General features: G+C 32.0%; 13 protein-coding genes. 8 read left to right on the top strand and 5 right to left on the bottom strand.

The features are described from left to right. Positions 1-23: 23 nt before the first annotated feature. From Z053_RS0113235 to Z053_RS0113225, 3 genes are all read left to right on the top strand, one after another. Positions 24-2297: a tetratricopeptide repeat protein gene (locus tag Z053_RS0113235; protein WP_025665489.1), complete on the top strand. Its 2274-nt coding sequence runs from the start codon at positions 24-26 to the stop codon at positions 2295-2297. 150 nt (positions 2298-2447) lie between these two features. After that, positions 2448-4607 carry a tetratricopeptide repeat-containing sensor histidine kinase gene (locus tag Z053_RS0113230; protein ID WP_025665488.1) on the top strand — a complete coding sequence of 720 codons (2160 nt, stop codon included), beginning with the start codon at positions 2448-2450 and terminating at the stop codon, positions 4605-4607. Then, a complete protein-coding gene (locus Z053_RS0113225; protein ID WP_025665487.1) occupies positions 4608-5357 on the top strand; it encodes a LytR/AlgR family response regulator transcription factor in 750 nt (249 codons plus the stop codon). A gap of 180 nt (positions 5358-5537) precedes the next feature. Here the strand turns inward: Z053_RS0113225 and Z053_RS31515 are convergent, their stop codons facing one another. Then, complete coding sequence (locus tag Z053_RS31515) at positions 5538-5693, bottom strand: hypothetical protein (RefSeq protein WP_160170090.1); 156 nt, start codon at positions 5691-5693, stop codon at positions 5538-5540. A 263-nt stretch (positions 5694-5956) separates the two neighbouring features. On the opposite strand from Z053_RS31515, the gene Z053_RS0113215 reads away from it, so the two are divergent. Beyond that, positions 5957-6625 carry an endonuclease III domain-containing protein gene (locus Z053_RS0113215; RefSeq protein ID WP_025665486.1) on the top strand — a complete coding sequence of 223 codons (669 nt, stop codon included), beginning with the start codon at positions 5957-5959 and terminating at the stop codon, positions 6623-6625. Positions 6626-6857: 232 nt separating this feature from the next. Here Z053_RS0113215 and Z053_RS0113205 read toward each other — a convergent pair whose 3' ends face one another. Then, positions 6858-7442 (bottom strand): RNA polymerase sigma factor, encoded by a 585-nt coding sequence (locus Z053_RS0113205; RefSeq protein WP_024769545.1) that lies wholly within the window; start codon positions 7440-7442, stop codon positions 6858-6860. Positions 7443-7682: 240 nt separating this feature from the next. On the opposite strand from Z053_RS0113205, the gene uvrA reads away from it, so the two are divergent. The 3 genes from uvrA to Z053_RS0113185 all read left to right on the top strand — a co-directional run bounded on the left by uvrA (position 7683) and on the right by Z053_RS0113185 (position 13153). Further along, entirely contained in the window at positions 7683-10463 is a 2781-nt protein-coding gene (gene uvrA / locus Z053_RS0113200; protein ID WP_025665485.1) for an excinuclease ABC subunit UvrA, read from the top strand. A 455-nt stretch (positions 10464-10918) separates the two neighbouring features. Continuing rightward, entirely contained in the window at positions 10919-11566 is a 648-nt protein-coding gene (locus Z053_RS0113190; protein WP_025665484.1) for a hypothetical protein, read from the top strand. A gap of 492 nt (positions 11567-12058) precedes the next feature. Next, the gene (locus Z053_RS0113185) at positions 12059-13153 is read left to right on the top strand and encodes an amidohydrolase family protein (protein WP_035096106.1); all 1095 of its coding nucleotides are present in this window, start codon (positions 12059-12061) and stop codon (positions 13151-13153) included. A gap of 106 nt (positions 13154-13259) precedes the next feature. Here the strand turns inward: Z053_RS0113185 and Z053_RS0113180 are convergent, their stop codons facing one another. Further along, complete coding sequence (locus Z053_RS0113180) at positions 13260-14240, bottom strand: hypothetical protein (protein WP_035096105.1); 981 nt, start codon at positions 14238-14240, stop codon at positions 13260-13262. Between the two features lie 237 nt (positions 14241-14477). On the opposite strand from Z053_RS0113180, the gene Z053_RS0113175 reads away from it, so the two are divergent. After that, entirely contained in the window at positions 14478-15806 is a 1329-nt protein-coding gene (locus Z053_RS0113175) for a hypothetical protein (protein ID WP_025665481.1), read from the top strand. A gap of 64 nt (positions 15807-15870) precedes the next feature. Here Z053_RS0113175 and Z053_RS0113170 read toward each other — a convergent pair whose 3' ends face one another. Both Z053_RS0113170 and Z053_RS28475 read right to left on the bottom strand, forming a co-directional pair. Further along, positions 15871-17328, bottom strand: a complete 1458-nt coding sequence (locus tag Z053_RS0113170) for an oligosaccharide flippase family protein (protein ID WP_025665480.1) — start codon at positions 17326-17328, stop codon at positions 15871-15873. Positions 17329-17491: 163 nt separating this feature from the next. Next, positions 17492-18491, bottom strand: a 1000-nt coding sequence (locus Z053_RS28475; protein WP_025665479.1) for a BspA family leucine-rich repeat surface protein, incomplete at its 5' end; no start/stop codon positions are given.

The following is an 18491-nucleotide window of genomic DNA, read 5'->3' as shown; positions in this document are numbered from 1 at the left end:
AACATGGATTTATAATTTTAAATATGAAAAAAACTACCCTAACCATCTTTTTTTTTCTAATTGTTTTTAATGTTTTTGGACAAAATCAAGTAAAAATTGATTCGCTTTTACAAGAGTTAAAAACCAAGGTCTCGGATAAAGAAAAAGTGGATGTATATAATCTATTAGCTGATCAATATACTTCTACAGATTCTACCAAAACCTTTAACTATGCAAATCAAGCTATTAATCTAGCACAACAAATTAAATATACAGAAGGAGTAGCAGATGCATATTATCAAATAGCCTGGGCAACTATGCTTTCAAAAAAATATGAAAAGTCTGCCAAAATATTTCAAAAAGTTGTAGATATATCTCAAGAAATCCAATACCTCAAAGGTGAGTCAAATGGATATAATGGTCTAGGTGCAACAAATTATCATAAACAAGGTAATTTCTATGAGACTATGGTTTATTTTCACAAATCTTTAGAGGTCAAGAAAAAAATGGGAGACAAAAGAGGAGTCGCTAGTTTTTATAATAACATGGGATTCTTACACTCTCAACAAAATGATTATTCTAAAGCCCTAGTATATTATCAAAAATGTTTGGAATCTTATGAAGAACTAAAAGATCAACAGAATATTGCTTATGCGAACGGGAATATTGCGATTGCCAACTTTTCATTAAGCAATTATACCCAATCTTTGAAATATTATAATATAAGTCTAAAATATTTTGAAAAAATAAATGATAAAGTATCAATCGCAAATCTATATAATAATATAGGCTTAGTTTTCTATAAAAAAAGCAAATATCCTAAAGCTATAACTTATTATTTTAAAGCTATGAATATCCTAGAAGAATTAGGTGATAAAAAAGGTGTTGCTACTAGTTATAATTTGATTGCAGCTGTTATTTATGACCAAGGCGATTATACAAAATCTCTAGAATATCATTTAAAATCCTTAAATATCAATAAAGAAATAAATGATAAAGCTGGTATTGCAGTCAGTTATAACAACATCGGAGATATATATGGTAAGCAAAATGATATCGCCATGGCTTTGGATTATTATTTTAAATCTTTGAAAATCAAAAAAGAATTAAATAATAGAATGGGAATGATTCGAGCTTATATTAGTATAGGCAATTCATACACACAACAAAAAAACAGTATTGAAGCATTAGAATATTTGCAAAAAGGTTTACCATTGAGTAATGAAATTGGAAATCATTCACTTTCTATTGAATTATATAATGCTTTAGGCAGAGTTTATTACCAATTAAATAATTACATACAAGCCAAAGAGTATCTCACTAAAGGTATTAAGCTTGCTCAAAAAATTGACTTTCCTACAGAAATAAGAGACGGTTCCCTTATTTTATCAAAAGCAGAAAAAGCATTAGGTAATCATAAAGCTGCATTAGCATCCTATGAATTATACCACACCACTTATGACTCTCTGCTTGGTGAAGAAAAATCAAAACAATTATCACAATTACAAGTACAGTACGAAACCGAGAAAAAGGAACAGGAAATCAAAAGTTTAGCACAGCAAGCCTCGATACAGTCCTTAGAATTAAAACAAGCCAATTTTAATAAAACCATTTTTGGTATTGTAAGTCTAGTTTTATTACTTCTGGGATTAGTATTGTATTTGGTAAATCGACAAAAAAGATTAGCATTACAACAAAGAGCACAGGATATAGAACAAAATCTATTGCGTGTACAGATGAATCCGCATTTTATTTTTAATGCCATGACTTCTATACAAGATTATATGAACCAAGGAAATGCTAAACAAGCAAGTTTATATCTGGTAAAGTTCTCAAAATTGATCAGACAAGTGTTAGATAACTCAAGAAGTGAGTTTATTAGCCTGGACCAGGAAATTAATATGCTCGATAATTACTTAAGCATTCAAAATTTAAAACGTGATCATCCTTTTACTTTTAAAATTGAAGTAGAAGACGGTTTAATTCCTGAAGAAATCGCCATCCCCCCTATGTTTGCACAACCTTTTGTAGAAAATGCCATAGAACATGGTGTTACTTCTTTAAAAGAAGGTGCAACTATTCATATACATTTTTCGATAGAAGGAGAGCATTTAGTCTTAAAAATATTAGATAATGGATCTGGAATAGAAGAAGCCATAAAAGTAAAACGCAAAGATCATGTATCGCATGCTATAAAAATAACGGAAGAACGTATCGATCTTTACCGTAAGATGCGAAAGAAAAAAATTGCATTTGATATACAAAACCTTTCTCAAGGAACACAAGTAACGTTTACTTTACCTTTTCAATACGTATAAAAAATAATTCTTTTTCAAAACATTTATACGACAAGAAGTTTTTTAAATTTGCTTCTACTAATTATCATTTCAATACTCTTGTAAAAAAGACAGAGAATTAATTAAAAAATAATTAAATCCTGTATTTCGAAATAGATATGAATCTATATTATGAAAAAAAATACCCTAACCATCTTTTCTTTTTTAATTGTTTTCAATATTATCAATGTTTTTGCACAAAACCAGATTAAAGTTGATTCGCTTTTACAAGCACTTGAAACCAATATTTCTGAGAAAGAAAAAGTGGACACATATAATCTTTTGGCTCGGCAATATTCTGACAATGATTCTGTTCAAACTTCATTTTATGCTAATCAGGCTATAAAAATTGCAAAAAAGATAAATTACAATAAAGGAATCATAACATCATATGATGAGATTGCCTGGATATCTATGTTATTAGGAAATTCTGAAAAAGCAATCGATTTATATCAAAAAAGTATTGCTATTGCAAAAAAGATGAAATACCTAAAAGAAGAAGCAGGAGCGTATAATGGATTAGGTACAGTAAATAACTATTTAGGAAATAATACAAAAGCTTTAGAATACTATTTTAAGGCATTGAAAATATATGAAAGATTAAACGAAAAATTGAATATATCTAAATCTTATTATAATATTGCCCTCACCTACAGAAATCAAAGCGATCATGATAAATCCTTAGAATACCATTTAAAGGGTTTAGAAATTGATAAAAATCTTGGAGACAGTAGTCGAATATCTATAGATCACAGTGATATTGGTTTTGTATATACCCAAAAAGGTAATTATACCAAAGCAATGGAACATCAATTAATAGCATTAAAAATTCAAGAAAGAATAAAGAATGAAAAATTACTTACTTATACTTTTCACAATGTTGCTATGCTATATCACAGACAAAAAAAAAATACACAAGCACTAGAATATTCTTTTAAGTCTTTAAAAATTGCAAAAAAACTAGGCTGGAAAGGTCATGTAGGAAATCTATACAATACTATTGCAGCTATATATATAGAACAAGAAAATCTTGATAAAGCTTTAGAATATAATTTCAAATCTTTAGAAATTCAAAAAGAAGTAGGAGAAAAACAAATTATTAATGCAAATTATGTCAATATTGGGCAGGTATATCTTCTCAAAAAAGAATATGAAAAAGCATTAGAATATCTACAAAAAGGATTATTATTTCAGCAACAAATTGAAGATCAATCTTCTCATGCTGTACTTTTAAATACAATTGGTGAGGTTCAGTGGAGATTGGGTAATTTACAAAAAGCAAAGAAATACCTTACTCAAGGTGTTACTATTGCTCAGAAAATTAACTTTCCCACTGCCATTAAAGATGGTTCGAAAGTATTGTCTGAAATTCAAAAAGCATTAGGTAATCATAAAGCTGCATTAGCATCCTATGAATTGTATCACACTACTTATGACTCTCTGCTCGGTGAAGAAAAATCAAAACAATTATCGCAATTACAAGTACAATACGAAACCGAGAAAAAAGAACAGGAAATAAAGAGCTTAGCACAACAAGCCTCGATCCAGTCTTTAGAATTAAAACAAGCCAATTTTAATAAAACCATTTTCGGTATTGTAAGTGTAGTTTTATTACTTCTGGGGTTAGTATTCTATTTGGTAAACCGACAAAAAAGATTAGCATTACAACAAAGAGCACAGGATATAGAACAAAACCTATTGCGTGTACAGATGAATCCGCATTTTATTTTTAATGCCATGACTTCTATACAGGATTATATGAATCAGGGAGATGCTAAACAAGCCAGTATGTATCTCGTAAAATTCTCGAAGCTCATTCGACAAGTGTTAGATAATTCAAGAAGTGAATTTATTAGCCTGGATCAGGAAATTAATATGCTCGATAATTACTTGAGTATTCAAAACTTAAAACGCGATCATCCTTTTACTTTTAAAATTGAAGTGGAAGACGGTTTAATTAGTGAAGAAATCGCCATCCCTCCTATGTTTGCACAACCTTTTGTAGAAAATGCAATAGAGCATGGTGTCACTGCTATAAAAGAAGGTGCAACTATTCATATTTATTTTTCGATGGAAGGAGATCATTTAGTCTTAAAAATATTAGATAATGGATCTGGAATAGAAGAAGCTATAAAGGTAAAACGCAAAGATCATGTATCTCACGCTATAAAAATAACTGAAGAACGTATCGATCTTTATCGTAAGATGCGAAAGAAAAAAATTGCATTTGATATCCAAGACCTTTCTCAAGGAACACAAGTAACGTTTAATTTACCATTTCAATACATATAAATGAAAGTAGTCCTTATTGAAGATAATCCGGCAGCAAGAAGAAATTTTTTAGAGTTACTTAATGAGTATTGTCCTAATGTAGATTTTATAGGAGAAGCGACAAATGTAGCAGAAGGAGTTGCACTAATTACAGCTAGTAAGCCAGATCTTGTATTTCTGGATATCGAGATGCCAGATGGTACTGGGTTTGATGTATTACGAAAATTACCAGAAATCAATTTCCAGATAATATTTGCTTCTTCTCATGAAAAATATGCGCTTAGAGCAATAAAATTTAGCGCCCTGGATTACCTTCTAAAACCTATTGATCCCGAAGAATTAGTAGAAGCCATCAAAAAGGCCAAATCTGAGTTTGATCATCATAAAACACCACAAAGAGTACAAACACTTATAGATAATATAAGTGAGCAATCAAAAGAACCTACTCGTTTGGTTCTAAAAGATAAATATGGTATCCAGATTGTATTTGTTAAAGACATTATGCACCTGGAGGCAAGCGGTAGTTACACAAAGTTTTTTATCCATAAACAGGATAGCTTGCTTGTATCTAAAGGACTTAAAGAATATGAAAATATGCTTTCTTCGCAACAGTTTTTTAGATGCCATCAATCTCATTTGGTAAATCTGGATTATTTGTTAAGATATGATAAACGAGAAGGAGATTATCTGGTATTAAAAGATAAAAGTAAAATTCCGCTGGCTACCAGAAAAAAAGAAATATTGCTAAAGCTAATAAACGATCTTAACTAATGATTTACTAGTGAAGTGATTTAAACTTTTTTCAATTCGCTATAAAACTGCTCTTTTTCACTCTATTTTCGTCTTTTTATTACTTCGTAGCGCTGCTATGAAGTGCAAAAAACACTTCAGTCATAAAAAAACTCACCTTTTCCTTTTATCAAAGGTAAAGATGAGTCTTTCCTGAACAAATTATCTAACCATTAGTTTTCTAAAACTAGTAGAAGTATTATTAATAATTATTGGGGTATTCTGGTTTTGACCTGTACTAATCGATCCTCCTTTAACACCTTTTGCTTGTTCATTTTTAATCTCAAACTCTAGAAATTTCACAAATTTACTTTTCATTAAATCTTATATTTTTAGTTAGACATAAGATAAATGTACAGACATTTTAATCTTCAAAATTTGTTGTTTTATAAGTGAATGAGATTATGACATAAACGACCAGAGCAAATGTATAAGCGCAGCATAGGATCTTTTTGAACCTTATAATTATGATTTCTGATCAATTCTTTTGAATTCTTTAATTGAGATATCCTGTATTTTCGAAATATTAAACCTTAGCTAGTAATTTTATTTTTAACTTTATTGCAAATTAATTTTGTAATATGACCAAACAGGAAAAGGTAGATTTTACTATTAAGACACTTCAGGAATTATATCCCAAAATACCAATCCCATTAGATCATAAAGATCCTTATACTTTACTCATTGCAGTATTAATGAGTGCACAAAGTACAGATGTAAGAGTGAACAAAATCACTCCGCTCCTATTTGACAGAGCAGATAATCCACATGCAATGATTCGATTATCTGTAGAAGAGATTCGAGACATTATAAAACCAGTTGGGTTAAGTCCTATGAAAGCCAAAGGTATTTATGGACTATCACATATATTGATAGAAAAGCATAACGGAGAGGTTCCTCAAAGTTTTGAGGCCCTGGAAGCTTTGCCTGCTGTTGGTCATAAAACTGCTAGTGTAGTGATGTCACAAGCATTTGGTGTACCTGCATTTCCTGTAGATACACATATTCATAGATTAATGTACAGATGGGGGTTTACTAATGGTAAAAATGTTACGCAAACCGAAAAAGATGCCAAGAGGTTATTCCCAAAAGAATTATGGAACGACCTGCATCTTCAAATCATATGGTATGGTAGAGAATATTCTCCTGCTAGAGGCTGGGATCTTGATAAAGATATTATTACCAAAACTATAGGCAGGAAAACTGTTTTAGACGAGTATCAAAAAGCAAAAAGGCCTATTAAAAAATAGGCCTTTATAAGTTTAATTTAAAATCGTTTCAAACTTAAGATTGTTATACTCTACAACCTGTAACGATTTTGAATAGTTTAGAAGAAAATCTATTGTTCTTCTGCTTGGTACTAAATGTTTTTCTTCTTTTTTAGAAGACTTAAAGTAAAATTTTGCCATATTATATAATCTTAAATTAAAGGGTTATATAAGGATAACGGCACTAATTCTGCTTTATTGTATAAAAAAGTTATTAATTTGTTAAAACAATATTATTTTTTTCTATTACTTTTCTTAAATTAATTAAAGCATATCGCATTCTACCAAGAGCAGTGTTTATACTTACACCAGTTTTATCAGATATTTCTTTAAAACTCATGTCTCTATACATACGCATTATTAAAACTTCTTTCTGGTCATCTGGTAATTCCTGAATCAAATTACGCAAATCTTCTTCTACCTGATCTTTTATTAATCTCTTTTCGGCATTTAGATTTCCATCACTAATTACAGAAAAAATACTAAACTCTCCATTATCTTCGAATTTTGGCATACGATTTCCTTTTCTAAAGTGATCAATTACCAAATTATGGGCAATACGCATTACCCAAGGAAGAAACTTCCCTTCTTCGTTATATTTTCCGTTTTTTAATGTTCGGATTACTTTAATGAAGGTATCCTGAAAAATATCTTCAGAGACATCTCTATCAAAAACTTTTGAATAAATAAAACTGTAAATACGTTGCTTATGACGTTCGATAAGGACAGAAAGAGCACATTCGTCTCCTTTGATGTAGTTATTAACCAGAACTGCGTCTGTTAGGGTGTAATTTTTCATACCTTGACTATTATTTAGTACAAACAAGCGTGGGGCTCGTGCTATGTTAAACTTTTAAAGTAAAGGTATGCTATAGGCAGTTTCGTTTAAATTTTGGTTCCTTAATTAGGGGCTAATATAATAACATTCATTGAATTTCAAACAATTTCTTGTTAATTTTTTTAACTAAACTTTCAATCTATATTGGTTATAATACTTGTTTAGTAATCCTTATCTTTGCGCTCTTACCGCATATTTACTATGATTCAAGACATTACAACCTTAGATCCAAAAGAGAATATAATTATTAAAGGAGCTAAACTTCACAACCTGAAAGATTTAGACGCCGTTATTCCTAGAAACAAATTAGTAGTCATTACAGGATTATCCGGTTCTGGTAAATCTAGTTTAGCTTTTGATACTTTGTATGCCGAAGGACAACGCAGATATGTAGAAAGCCTTTCGTCCTATGCCAGACAGTTTTTAGGTCGTCTTAATAAGCCAAAAGTAGATTATATAAAAGGTATAGCTCCAGCAATTGCAATAGAGCAAAAAGTAAACTCTACCAATCCAAGATCTACTGTTGGTACTACTACAGAAATATATGATTATTTAAAATTACTTTTTGCCAGAATAGGTAAAACCTATTCCCCTATCTCGGGTAACCAGGTAAAAAAAGATAGAGTAACCGATGTTATCGAATACGTAAAATCTTTTGAAGACGGCGAAAAACTATTACTCCTCTCTCCTATTCATATCGAAGAAGGTCGTACACTAGAAGGAAAATTAAAAGTATTACAACAACAAGGATATGCACGTATAAAAAACAATGGTACTGTAACCAGGATAGAAGATGCATCTATACAAGAAAAAGATGATTTTTATCTGGTTGTCGATCGTATTGTAAAAAGAGATGAAGAAGATTTTTATAATCGCTTGGCAGATGCTATTGGTTCTGCATTTTTTGAAGGTAAAGGCACTTGTTTTATCGAAACATTAAAGGAAGGTAACCTAAGACAATTTAGTAATAAATTTGAGTTAGACGGACTCTCTTTCTTAGAACCAAATATACATTTATTTAGTTTTAATAATCCGTATGGTGCCTGTCCAGAATGCGAAGGTTATGGTGATGTAATTGGTATCGATGAAGATCTTGTTATCCCAAATACTGCATTAAGTGTATTTGAAGGAGCAGTTTTTCCCTGGAAAGGTGATAGCATGGGGTGGTATAAAGAGCAATTGGTAAATAGTGCCTATAAATTTGATTTCCCTATTCATAAACCGTATTTCGAATTATCAGATCAGGATAGAGAACTACTATGGAAAGGAAATGAATATTTTGAAGGTATCACCAGTTTCTTTAAAGAACTAGAAGCCAAAGCTTATAAAATTCAGAATCGGGTAATGCTTTCTCGCTATCGCGGAAAAACGAAATGTAACACCTGCAAAGGAAAGCGCTTGCGTACAGAAGCAAACTATGTGAAAATTGATGGAGCTACAGTAACAGATTTGGTAGAGAAACCTTTAAACGAATTAGCAGATTTCTTTAAAAACATCACTCTTAATGAATATGATGCCAAAATTGCTAAGCGTCTTCTTAAAGAAATTAATAGTCGATTAGAATTTTTACAAAATGTAGGACTAGAATACTTAACGCTTAATCGTAAATCGAATACACTATCCGGAGGAGAGTCACAACGTATTAACCTGGCAACCTCACTAGGAAGTAGTCTCGTTGGTTCTATGTATATCCTTGATGAACCTAGTATAGGACTACATCCAAAAGATACCGAAAAGCTTATTAAAGTACTACAATCCCTTCGTGATTTAGGAAATACTGTAATTGTCGTAGAGCACGATGAGGATATTATGAAAGCTGCCGATGAAATCATCGATATAGGCCCCGAAGCAGGTACTTATGGTGGTCATGTAGTTGCAACAGGTGCTTTTGACCAAATCCTGAAAGCAGATTCTCTTACCGCAAAATACCTTAATGGAGCTCTAGAAATCGAAGTTCCTAAAACCCGAAGAGCTTCAAAATACTATGTCGAAATCATAGGTGCACGTGAGAATAACCTAAAAAATATAAACGTAAAAGTTCCTCTTGGAGTCTTTACAGCTATTACAGGAGTATCTGGTAGTGGTAAGAGTACACTTGTCAAAAAAATCATTTACCCTTCTTTGCTCAAACAATTAGGTGGATACGGAGAAAAAGCCGGACAGTTTACAGAACTTAAAGGCAATTATAGTAATATAAAACATGTAGAGTTTGTAGATCAAAACCCAATTGGTAGATCCTCGCGCTCTAATCCTGTTACTTACATTAAAGCCTATGATGATATCCGTAATTTATTTGCTTCCCAAAAATTATCCGGCATTCGTAACTATAAAGCAAAACACTTTTCTTTTAATGTAGATGGTGGTCGATGCGAAACCTGTAAAGGAGAAGGAGAAGTTACCATAGAGATGCAGTTTATGGCCGATGTACACCTTGAATGTGAAACCTGTGCCGGAAAACGCTTTAAAAAAGATGTTCTCGAAGTAACATTTCATGATAAAAACATTCATGATGTACTCTCGATGACCATAGATAATGCTATTGATTTCTTTTCTGATCATAATCAAACCAAAATACAGAGGAAACTCCAACCTCTACAAGATGTAGGCCTGGGATATGTACAATTAGGACAGAGTTCTTCTACTCTTTCTGGTGGTGAAGCTCAACGAATTAAACTTGCTTCCTTTTTGGTAAAAGGAAATACCAAAGACAAAGCATTATTTATCTTTGATGAACCTACTACAGGACTTCATTTTCATGATATCAAAAAATTACTCAAATCTTTTAATGAATTGATTGCAAAAGGACATTCTATCTTAGTAATAGAGCACAATCTAGACCTTGTAAAATGTGCCGATTATATAATTGATCTTGGACTAGAAGGTGGTAAAAATGGAGGCAATATCGTTGCAGAAGGCACGCCCGAAGAAATTGTAAAAATCAAAGGATCGTATACAGGAGAATATTTGAAGGAGAAGTTATAATTTTAGCGATATTTTCTTATCAAAAGTAATGCCACTCTAACCCGTTGTACGTTCTAATACTTCTTAGTTCGTAATTATGTAGTATACAATAGGGCAATTTGTTACACATTTCACTAATCCGAAATCAATACAACCTACTAGAACATGCAAATTCAAAGTATTTTGAATACTATTTTATAAAATAGTGTTCACTTAAAAATCCAACCAGAATTTATATAATTTTTTATAACTCCAATCTCTACAACCAATCAAGATAGAATTATCAACTACCATTTCTTTACTCAAGATCATAGAGAGCGAAAATACTTTTTCAAAAAATAACATTCTAAAAACCAATTAATTACAATCAATCCTCAATTTCTTTCCAATTTTTGGCACGCCATTTGAAACACTACTTATCAAATAGCGGAAGCCGAAAAGCTAATGAGTAGGCATGAACCCAAAACATGTAAGTTATGAAAAAAATGATACTTTTTATTGCAGTATTATTACTAGTAGGAACAACTGCACAAGCGACCGACCAAAAACACTCGGATCACCAGGATAGGGTTACAAAACGCTATCACCATGCACAACCCATTGTATTTGTAGAGGGCGGAGTAAAGTTTTTTGTCTATCCAGAAGGAGACATCGATTACAGAATCATTAAAAGAAGAGGTAGATCCCATCATAGAAACTGGAATCGTAATGTATATAATACACCAGGTTCATATGCACATCGCAGAAACTATAATAACTTCATTAGATATGATTATTACGGTAGACTAAAAAAGGTAGGACGTAATTATATTACGTATGACCGATACAATAGAGTACGTAGAATAGGTTCGGTATCTATACGATATAACAGAAGAGGATTAGTATATCAAATAGGAGGACTACATATCTACTATAAAAAATATGGACGAATAAAGTATGTAGAAGGTAATGTTCATTATGATGGTTGTGGGTATTGTGGAATAGACGGATGTTCGATCACGCATTCCCCATACTATAACCGAAATTGGAAATCTAAACATTATAAACATAATGATGATGATGATGACCATTATTATAAAAATAGAAAAAGAAAAAAAAGATATAGTGATAACGATGATGATTAGAAAATAGAACGTATAAAGATTGGTTAGTTGTTTAAACCCCGTTGCCAGGAGTATTTGGTAGCGGGGTTTTTTATTTATGGCGTTCGGGCGGGCTATCCGTTGCAATTCCTCGCACGCTATTGCGCACTGTGGGATTTACACTACTATCCCTAACGCAAAACACATACAATTGATTAATCTTATTTCTGACTTAAATTTAACCCGTATTCTACATTAGAACTTCGTTATAAGGCTTAAAAGTATCATAAAACATGACATTTTCTTAGTTTTAGCATAGCAGTTTACCCTGAGTTTATCGAAGGGCTATGGTTACACTGAAAAATGTAGTACAACGGTATATTTTGCAGTAATTTCAAGGTGTAATAAATTTTCTAATGTAGAATCCGGGTTTAAAGTGTTGTTAACCTTTTTTCAAGACAGCACGAATATTATATATTTATACCATATACTCATCTAGAGTAATCACTTTACTAAAATATCAAATCAAAAAACATGAATTTCTATAAAACTTTTCTATTCTTTTTTATAATGATTAGTGCATCAATAAATGCTCAAAAAATGCAATTCGAAGACTACGACCCGCCCTCTACTCTAGTCGTTCCCGAGACAGAAATTAAAAAAGCAAAATTCCCTTTTATCGATGTTCATAACCATCAATTTAGAATGCCAACCCAAAATCTGCAGGATGTTGTTACCGAAATGGATAAACTAAACATGAGGGTTATGGTAAATCTATCAGGAAGAGGTCGAGGGTCTGATGAACATCTTATCAAATCACTAGAAAATGTTAAAACTAATTTCCCAAATAGATTTATCGTATTTACAAATATTGACCTTAAAGGAATAGATGAACCTGGTTGGACAGAAAAAACAGTTGCTCAAATAGAAAAAGATGTAGCCATGGGAGTCAACGGATTAAAAATCTATAAAAGTCAGGGGATGGATAATAAGGATAGTAAAGGTAATCGCATTAAGATAGACGACCCTAGAATAGGAGCTGTATGGGAAAAATGTGGTGAGCTAGGTATCCCGGTTTTGATACATTCTGCAGATCCAAAATCATTTTGGGATGCACATGATAATAAAAATGAGCGTTGGCTAGAACTTAAACTGCGATCAAGAAGAAAAAGAGATTCCAAAGTAACCGGTTCCTGGGAAACCATTATACAAGAACAACACAATATTTTTAAAAAACATAAAAACACCAAATTTATCAATGCACATTTAGGTTGGTACGGAAACAACTTGGCAAAACTTGCAAAACTTATGGATGAAATACCTAATATGTATAGCGAAATTGGAGCAGTTATAGCAGAATTAGGTAGGCAGCCTCGTAACGCAAAAGCTTTTCTTACCAAATACCAGGATAGAGTAATGTTTGGAAAAGACTCTTGGAATCCCGAAGAGTATTATACCTACTTCAGGGTTTTAGAATCAGACGATGAGTATTTTCCTTACTACAAAAGATATCATGCGTTCTGGAAAATGTATGGATTAGATCTTGATGATGAAGTATTAAAAAAGCTGTATTATAAAAATGCATTAAAGGTTATACCAAATATTGATAAGAGTTTGTTTCCAAAATAAGAAATAAGCTATTTGTTAGATTTCCATATTATGAAACAATTGATATACCAAATATCGTATATACAATATTTGGTATATCAATCTAAACCATAAACCAATTATACTACTAATCTAATAATGCCAGGACATCCAAAATTTCTTGTGTTGTTTTAGGCTCAAAGGTAAATGAAAGCTCTTCTTCTTCAGAAATAATTACATTTTTAATCCCCAAATATTGTTGATTATTCTCGATAGTAATTACTACATAAGTAACTGCTAACCCGACTGGTAAAGAATCTGTATAGCTTTGTATGATTGGAGTCCCAGCATTAAAGATTTTAACAACAGCAGGCAAGTTATTTTCTTTAAAGACCAAATACACAGCAGTTTCTGCAGCATTGGGGCTATTAGTTAAATTGATATAATTTGTGGTTTTTGCCCCTGGATATGCATAAAACTTATCGCAATTTGACCATCCAATATCAAATACATCATAGATATAAGAAGACGGAGCTGCATTATATGCAATACCACTTGTACCATTACCAATTCCAACATCTCCTGTAGCATTCCAAACAATACCACCATCATTTGTTACAGTACCAGCAAAAGGAAGCATATCATTATCAACACCTCCCGTAGATGGAACCTGAACCTGGTAAAATGTACCTGGTGCCATATCCAGAGAATTTCCGTTTTGAGTAACCACAACCTCGGTCTCTCCTTCAGAAAGAAGAAAGGTATTTTCATCAGAAAAATTAACTGCATTAGTAGGTTTATTTGATAAAATCATTTGACTAGCCGTAAATATCTCTCTAATAGAAACATCTACTGTACCATTAATTAAATTTCCATCACTATCAACCAATGAATTTGGAGGAAAAATCACTTTAGTCCCATCCTCTCCGGTAATAGTACCTCCTGTAGTTGCATCAACCGTAAAATCTTGTTTTTGTACACCATGTGCCTCATAAAACCCCAGGATATCTTGATAACCAAGAATTTCTTGTTGTGGTATCAGTTCATCATCATTTTTTGAACAACTACTTATCAAAAAAGCAGTTAATAATACCATTATCATTCCGAATATATTCTTTAACGTATTCATCATCTTAATTTTTAAAGTTTACGTCTTCATATCAATACAGAAAGAATATTGTTACCCCTATTATCAATATATTTTATATTTTTTTCCTGGATAGTCTACAATTTCGATAACAACTTTAAATATTCTAAAAAACACAAACCGCTGTTTTCTAGGTATTTAACTTTTTGGCACACTGCTTGATACTATAAAATTGAGAATGAAAAATTAATTTCTATTCTCATTTTAAAACCACAGATTATGAAAAATTTTGTTTTACTTTTTACAGGCTTATTGTTAGCTTCATTTACTGCTAGCGCTTCAGAAACGAATACAGAATCATCTGCCAGATATTATAATTATGGAAAATCATTTATTTTCTCAGAAGGAGGAATTGATTTTTCGGTATATGCAGATGGCCAATTTGATTTTTATATCAATGGTCAAAGAAGTGGTGTAAGTATTGGAGTTAATGCGCCGGGAGTAAATATAAGTTTTAATTCTGGGTATGATTATGACGCTTACGTACAATATGATGATTATGGAGCTGTAGTGCAAATAGAAGATGTACCTATCTTTTATGATTATTATGGTAGAATTGTACAAGCGGGAGATATTTACATTAATTATAACAATTATGGTCGTATTTCTAGAGTTGGTGGATTATATGTTCATTATAACAGCTACGGAAATTTCTTAAACTGTACAGGCTATATTAACCGCTATAATAGAATTTACGAATACAGACCGTTTCACGCTTATTTTACAGTACCGGTAGTAAGTAGATGTATTGTATATCAGAGACCATACAGAAGATATTATACTCCATATAGATGTTCATATACCGTTTACAGAACTAATTATTATAATGGATATTACAGCAGACCCTATAGAAGTCGTAATTATTACAGACCTAATAGTAGAGTATCAAGTTATAATAGAGGGTATAGAGGTTCTCGTGCCAGAAGCACCAATTATAGAACAAGAGATCATAGAACAGCAATGTATAAAAGAAATGATCGTAACTATAGTAGAGTAGCTCGCAGCAGATCTAATTACAATAAAAGTAATGTGACTCGTAGCAGATCAAACAATTATAGTACCAGAAGTAGTGCTAGAAGTAGATCAAATAATTATGGTACCAGAACTACTACCAGAAGTAGATCGAATAACAATAAGGTTGGAAACATAAACAGAACACGTTCTGTAACGCCAAATACAAGAACACGTACAACGAGTAGAAATACACAGACCAGACAGAGAGTACAATCAAACAATAGAAGTACACCTTCTAGACAAAGAGTTCAGTCAACTCAGCAAAGAACCCGAAGTGCTGTAACCAACAGACCTAAGTACGACAGAAGTAGTAGATCCCGTAGTGCTGTTGCAAAGACAAATCAGGTTCAAAGACAAAGAAGTTCTGGTAGAAATTATTCTGGTAATGTAACAAAACGTTCTAATAACAGTCAATATAGTAGTAAGAGAACAAATAGATCTAGAACAACAACAAATAGACAAAGAAGCAATACATCTAGCAGAGCATCGAGATCAAACAATTCTCGTTCTCGTAGCAGCAGAAGTAGAAGCTAAGAAGACATATAAGACATTAAATTTTTTGGTTGGTTAGTTGGAAAATCCCTCAGAGTAGTATGCTTTAAGCATCTCGAGGGATTTTCTGTATTAAATTGTTAATATCTACAGATACTTTCAGGAAATAAAAAACAATAGCATATGCCAGGCCAATTATAATGCTTTTAAAAATGATATTAAGAATCGGATGAAACGGTAATTCCCAAAAATAAAATCCAAAAACAAAAGCTATAATTAGCATTAATGCCAAAGCTGTTTTTTTCGAAAATGGATGCATCCCAAATTTAGCATAGACAATCCATAACTTAGCAAAGTTATAACAAAACACTGCAATGCCTGTAGCAATAGCTGCACCCGTAACTCCAAAAGCAGGAATCCAAAGCATATTGAGTATCACTGTAAGAATTGCCATCCCTACTCCTATATATAATACCATTCTGTAATAATCAGAACTATATAGGATCGCATTATTATTTCCTAAAAGATTGTCGAATAGCTTAGCACTTCCGATCAAAATCACAACCCAGATAAACAGTTCATACTCATCAGGAATAATTTCGAAAAGCTGATGTACATTACAAGTAATCAATACAAAAAGTAACCCGCTGGTCACCAAAAGGTTTAAAGAGCTTTTTTTATACAAATCTCGCAATTGATCTTTTGCCTTTTCGTTAATTAATTTAGCGGTTAATGGGTACGTAATCTGATGCATGGCTCTAGAAGGAATAATAATCACACTAGCGATATAAGCACATATACCATATTTAGCTACATTTTCTATAAGAAGATAGCGTTCTATCATCGTCTTATCCAAATCAATTAATAAGGTAGCCACAGAGCCGGCAATCAATATCAATCCAGAGTATTTAAGTACAGAAATATAATTATCGGGTAATGAGAACTGTGGTTTAAAACGGTGAAGCTTCATTGCATATGCTTGCATAATCCCAGTACGTAATACATATACACTCATGAGTGCATATACGAATTGCTCAACCGTTAGAACTTCAAAATATACCAAAAACAAAAGAATACTTATACATAGTCTTAAAAATAACTCTTTCATGATGTTTCCGAACACACTCTTCAGCTTTACTTTAGACCATGCAAAAAACACTTCAAAATAAGACATTGCAAATGCCAGAATAAAAATAGTCCACACATAAGGTTGTACTATCGTATTTTTATTACTAAATAAGTCCAGAATTGTAGTATAGAAAAACAAACCTATTACTCCAAGAATTAGAGCTATCAATAATGGCAAGATCAACATCATGGTTAGGAAGCTATCTTGTTGTTCTCGATCAGAGTATGATGAAAAAAATTTTACCAGGGTGTTATGTACACCAAATGCCATTAGAGGCCATATTAGATTTGAAGCTGTAATCAGGTAAGAGATCAATCCATAATGTTCTTCGTCCATAAAATTGGTAAATAAGAACAATGTATTTATGGCTCCAATACCAAACCCCATACAAGTAATAACAATATTTCGTATGGTTTGATTAACAACTACTCCCATTATTGTTTTTTGATCGTTTTAATTTTAAAGCTTAAAAGTACAAAATACGAGATTAGTGGTAACATGATATTTTTTTATAAACTGAAGAAAAACACTTTTATCAATTTATAACACAAAAAGAGGCTGTTACTTCTAACAACCTCTTTTAATGAAATTACATATATTATTCCTCTAGACAAACCTTAGCCACATCCCCTATAATAGTCCAACCTTTTACGACTATTAAAGTGTTCCTTTCTACATTACCATTACAATACTCTAGACCTTTTGCTCCTAAAGTTACATTAGATTGTATGTTTGGTAATTTGGACCATTCGATTAATAAATTATCATAATTATCATTAGAAAGATTAGTATCGTCTAGCATTCTATCCATAACCGTTACCTTGCTTACATCCCACTTTCTAAGATCTTGATTATAGGAAGTCGCTTTATAAAACAACCCTCTCATAAAGGCTACATTGCTCACATTCCAATTACCGAGATATGCATTAAAAGAGGTAGCATTAGAAAACATAAACATCATATTAGTAACCTTACTCACATTCCATTTACCAATATCTCCATTAAAAGAGGTAGCATTAGAAAACATCCCAGCCATTAATGTTACATTACTCACATCCCAAATATTTATTTCTCCATTAAAAGCAACGGCTCCAGAAAACATCTGTTCCATAGTGGTTACATTGCTCACATCCCATTTACTAAGATCTTGATTAAAAGATGAAGCTATAGCAAACATGTATCTCATACTTGTTACATTAGCTACGTTCCAATTACTAAGATCTTTATTAAAAGAAGTAGCTTCGCTAAACATTGATCCCATATCGGTTACACTACCAACGTTCCACTGGTTTATATCACCATTAAAAGCAGTAGCACCATTAAACATACTACTCATATTAGTTACCTTACCCACATTCCATGCACTTATGTTTCCATTAAAAGAAGTAGCTTTAAAGAACATAGAGCTCATTTTCTCTACCTTACCAACATTCCATGTACTTATATTGCCATCAAATAAAGTGGCATTAGAAAACATTCCTCTCATGTCTGTTACATTACTAACATCCCATTGATCGAGATCTTTGTTAAAAGAACTGGTGTTAGAGAACATTCTTCTCATAGTAGTTATGGTACTCACATCCCAATTATTAATATCC

Source organism: Aquimarina megaterium XH134, from assembly GCF_000520975.1.
Classification (GTDB): domain Bacteria; phylum Bacteroidota; class Bacteroidia; order Flavobacteriales; family Flavobacteriaceae; genus Aquimarina; species Aquimarina megaterium.
This window is presented reverse-complemented; position numbering and strand designations above follow the sequence as displayed.

Bases quoted from the DNA above. Each gene is read 5' to 3' on its own strand.
- Z053_RS0113205 (WP_024769545.1), bottom strand. From the start codon at position 7,442: ATGAAAAATTACACCCTAACAGACGCAGTTCTGGTTAATAACTACATC.
- Z053_RS31515 (WP_160170090.1), bottom strand. From the start codon at position 5,693: ATGAAAAGTAAATTTGTGAAATTTCTAGAGTTTGAGATTAAAAATGAA.
- Z053_RS0113230 (WP_025665488.1), top strand. From the start codon at position 2,448: ATGAAAAAAAATACCCTAACCATCTTTTCTTTTTTAATTGTTTTCAAT.
- Z053_RS0113235 (WP_025665489.1), top strand. From the start codon at position 24: ATGAAAAAAACTACCCTAACCATCTTTTTTTTTCTAATTGTTTTTAAT.
- uvrA (WP_025665485.1), top strand. From the start codon at position 7,683: ATGATTCAAGACATTACAACCTTAGATCCAAAAGAGAATATAATTATT.
- Z053_RS0113215 (WP_025665486.1), top strand. From the start codon at position 5,957: ATGACCAAACAGGAAAAGGTAGATTTTACTATTAAGACACTTCAGGAA.
- Z053_RS0113225 (WP_025665487.1), top strand. From the start codon at position 4,608: ATGAAAGTAGTCCTTATTGAAGATAATCCGGCAGCAAGAAGAAATTTT.
- Z053_RS0113185 (WP_035096106.1), top strand. From the start codon at position 12,059: ATGAATTTCTATAAAACTTTTCTATTCTTTTTTATAATGATTAGTGCA.
- Z053_RS0113170 (WP_025665480.1), bottom strand. From the start codon at position 17,328: ATGGGAGTAGTTGTTAATCAAACCATACGAAATATTGTTATTACTTGT.
- Z053_RS0113190 (WP_025665484.1), top strand. From the start codon at position 10,919: ATGAAAAAAATGATACTTTTTATTGCAGTATTATTACTAGTAGGAACA.
- Z053_RS0113180 (WP_035096105.1), bottom strand. From the start codon at position 14,240: ATGAATACGTTAAAGAATATATTCGGAATGATAATGGTATTATTAACT.
- Z053_RS0113175 (WP_025665481.1), top strand. From the start codon at position 14,478: ATGAAAAATTTTGTTTTACTTTTTACAGGCTTATTGTTAGCTTCATTT.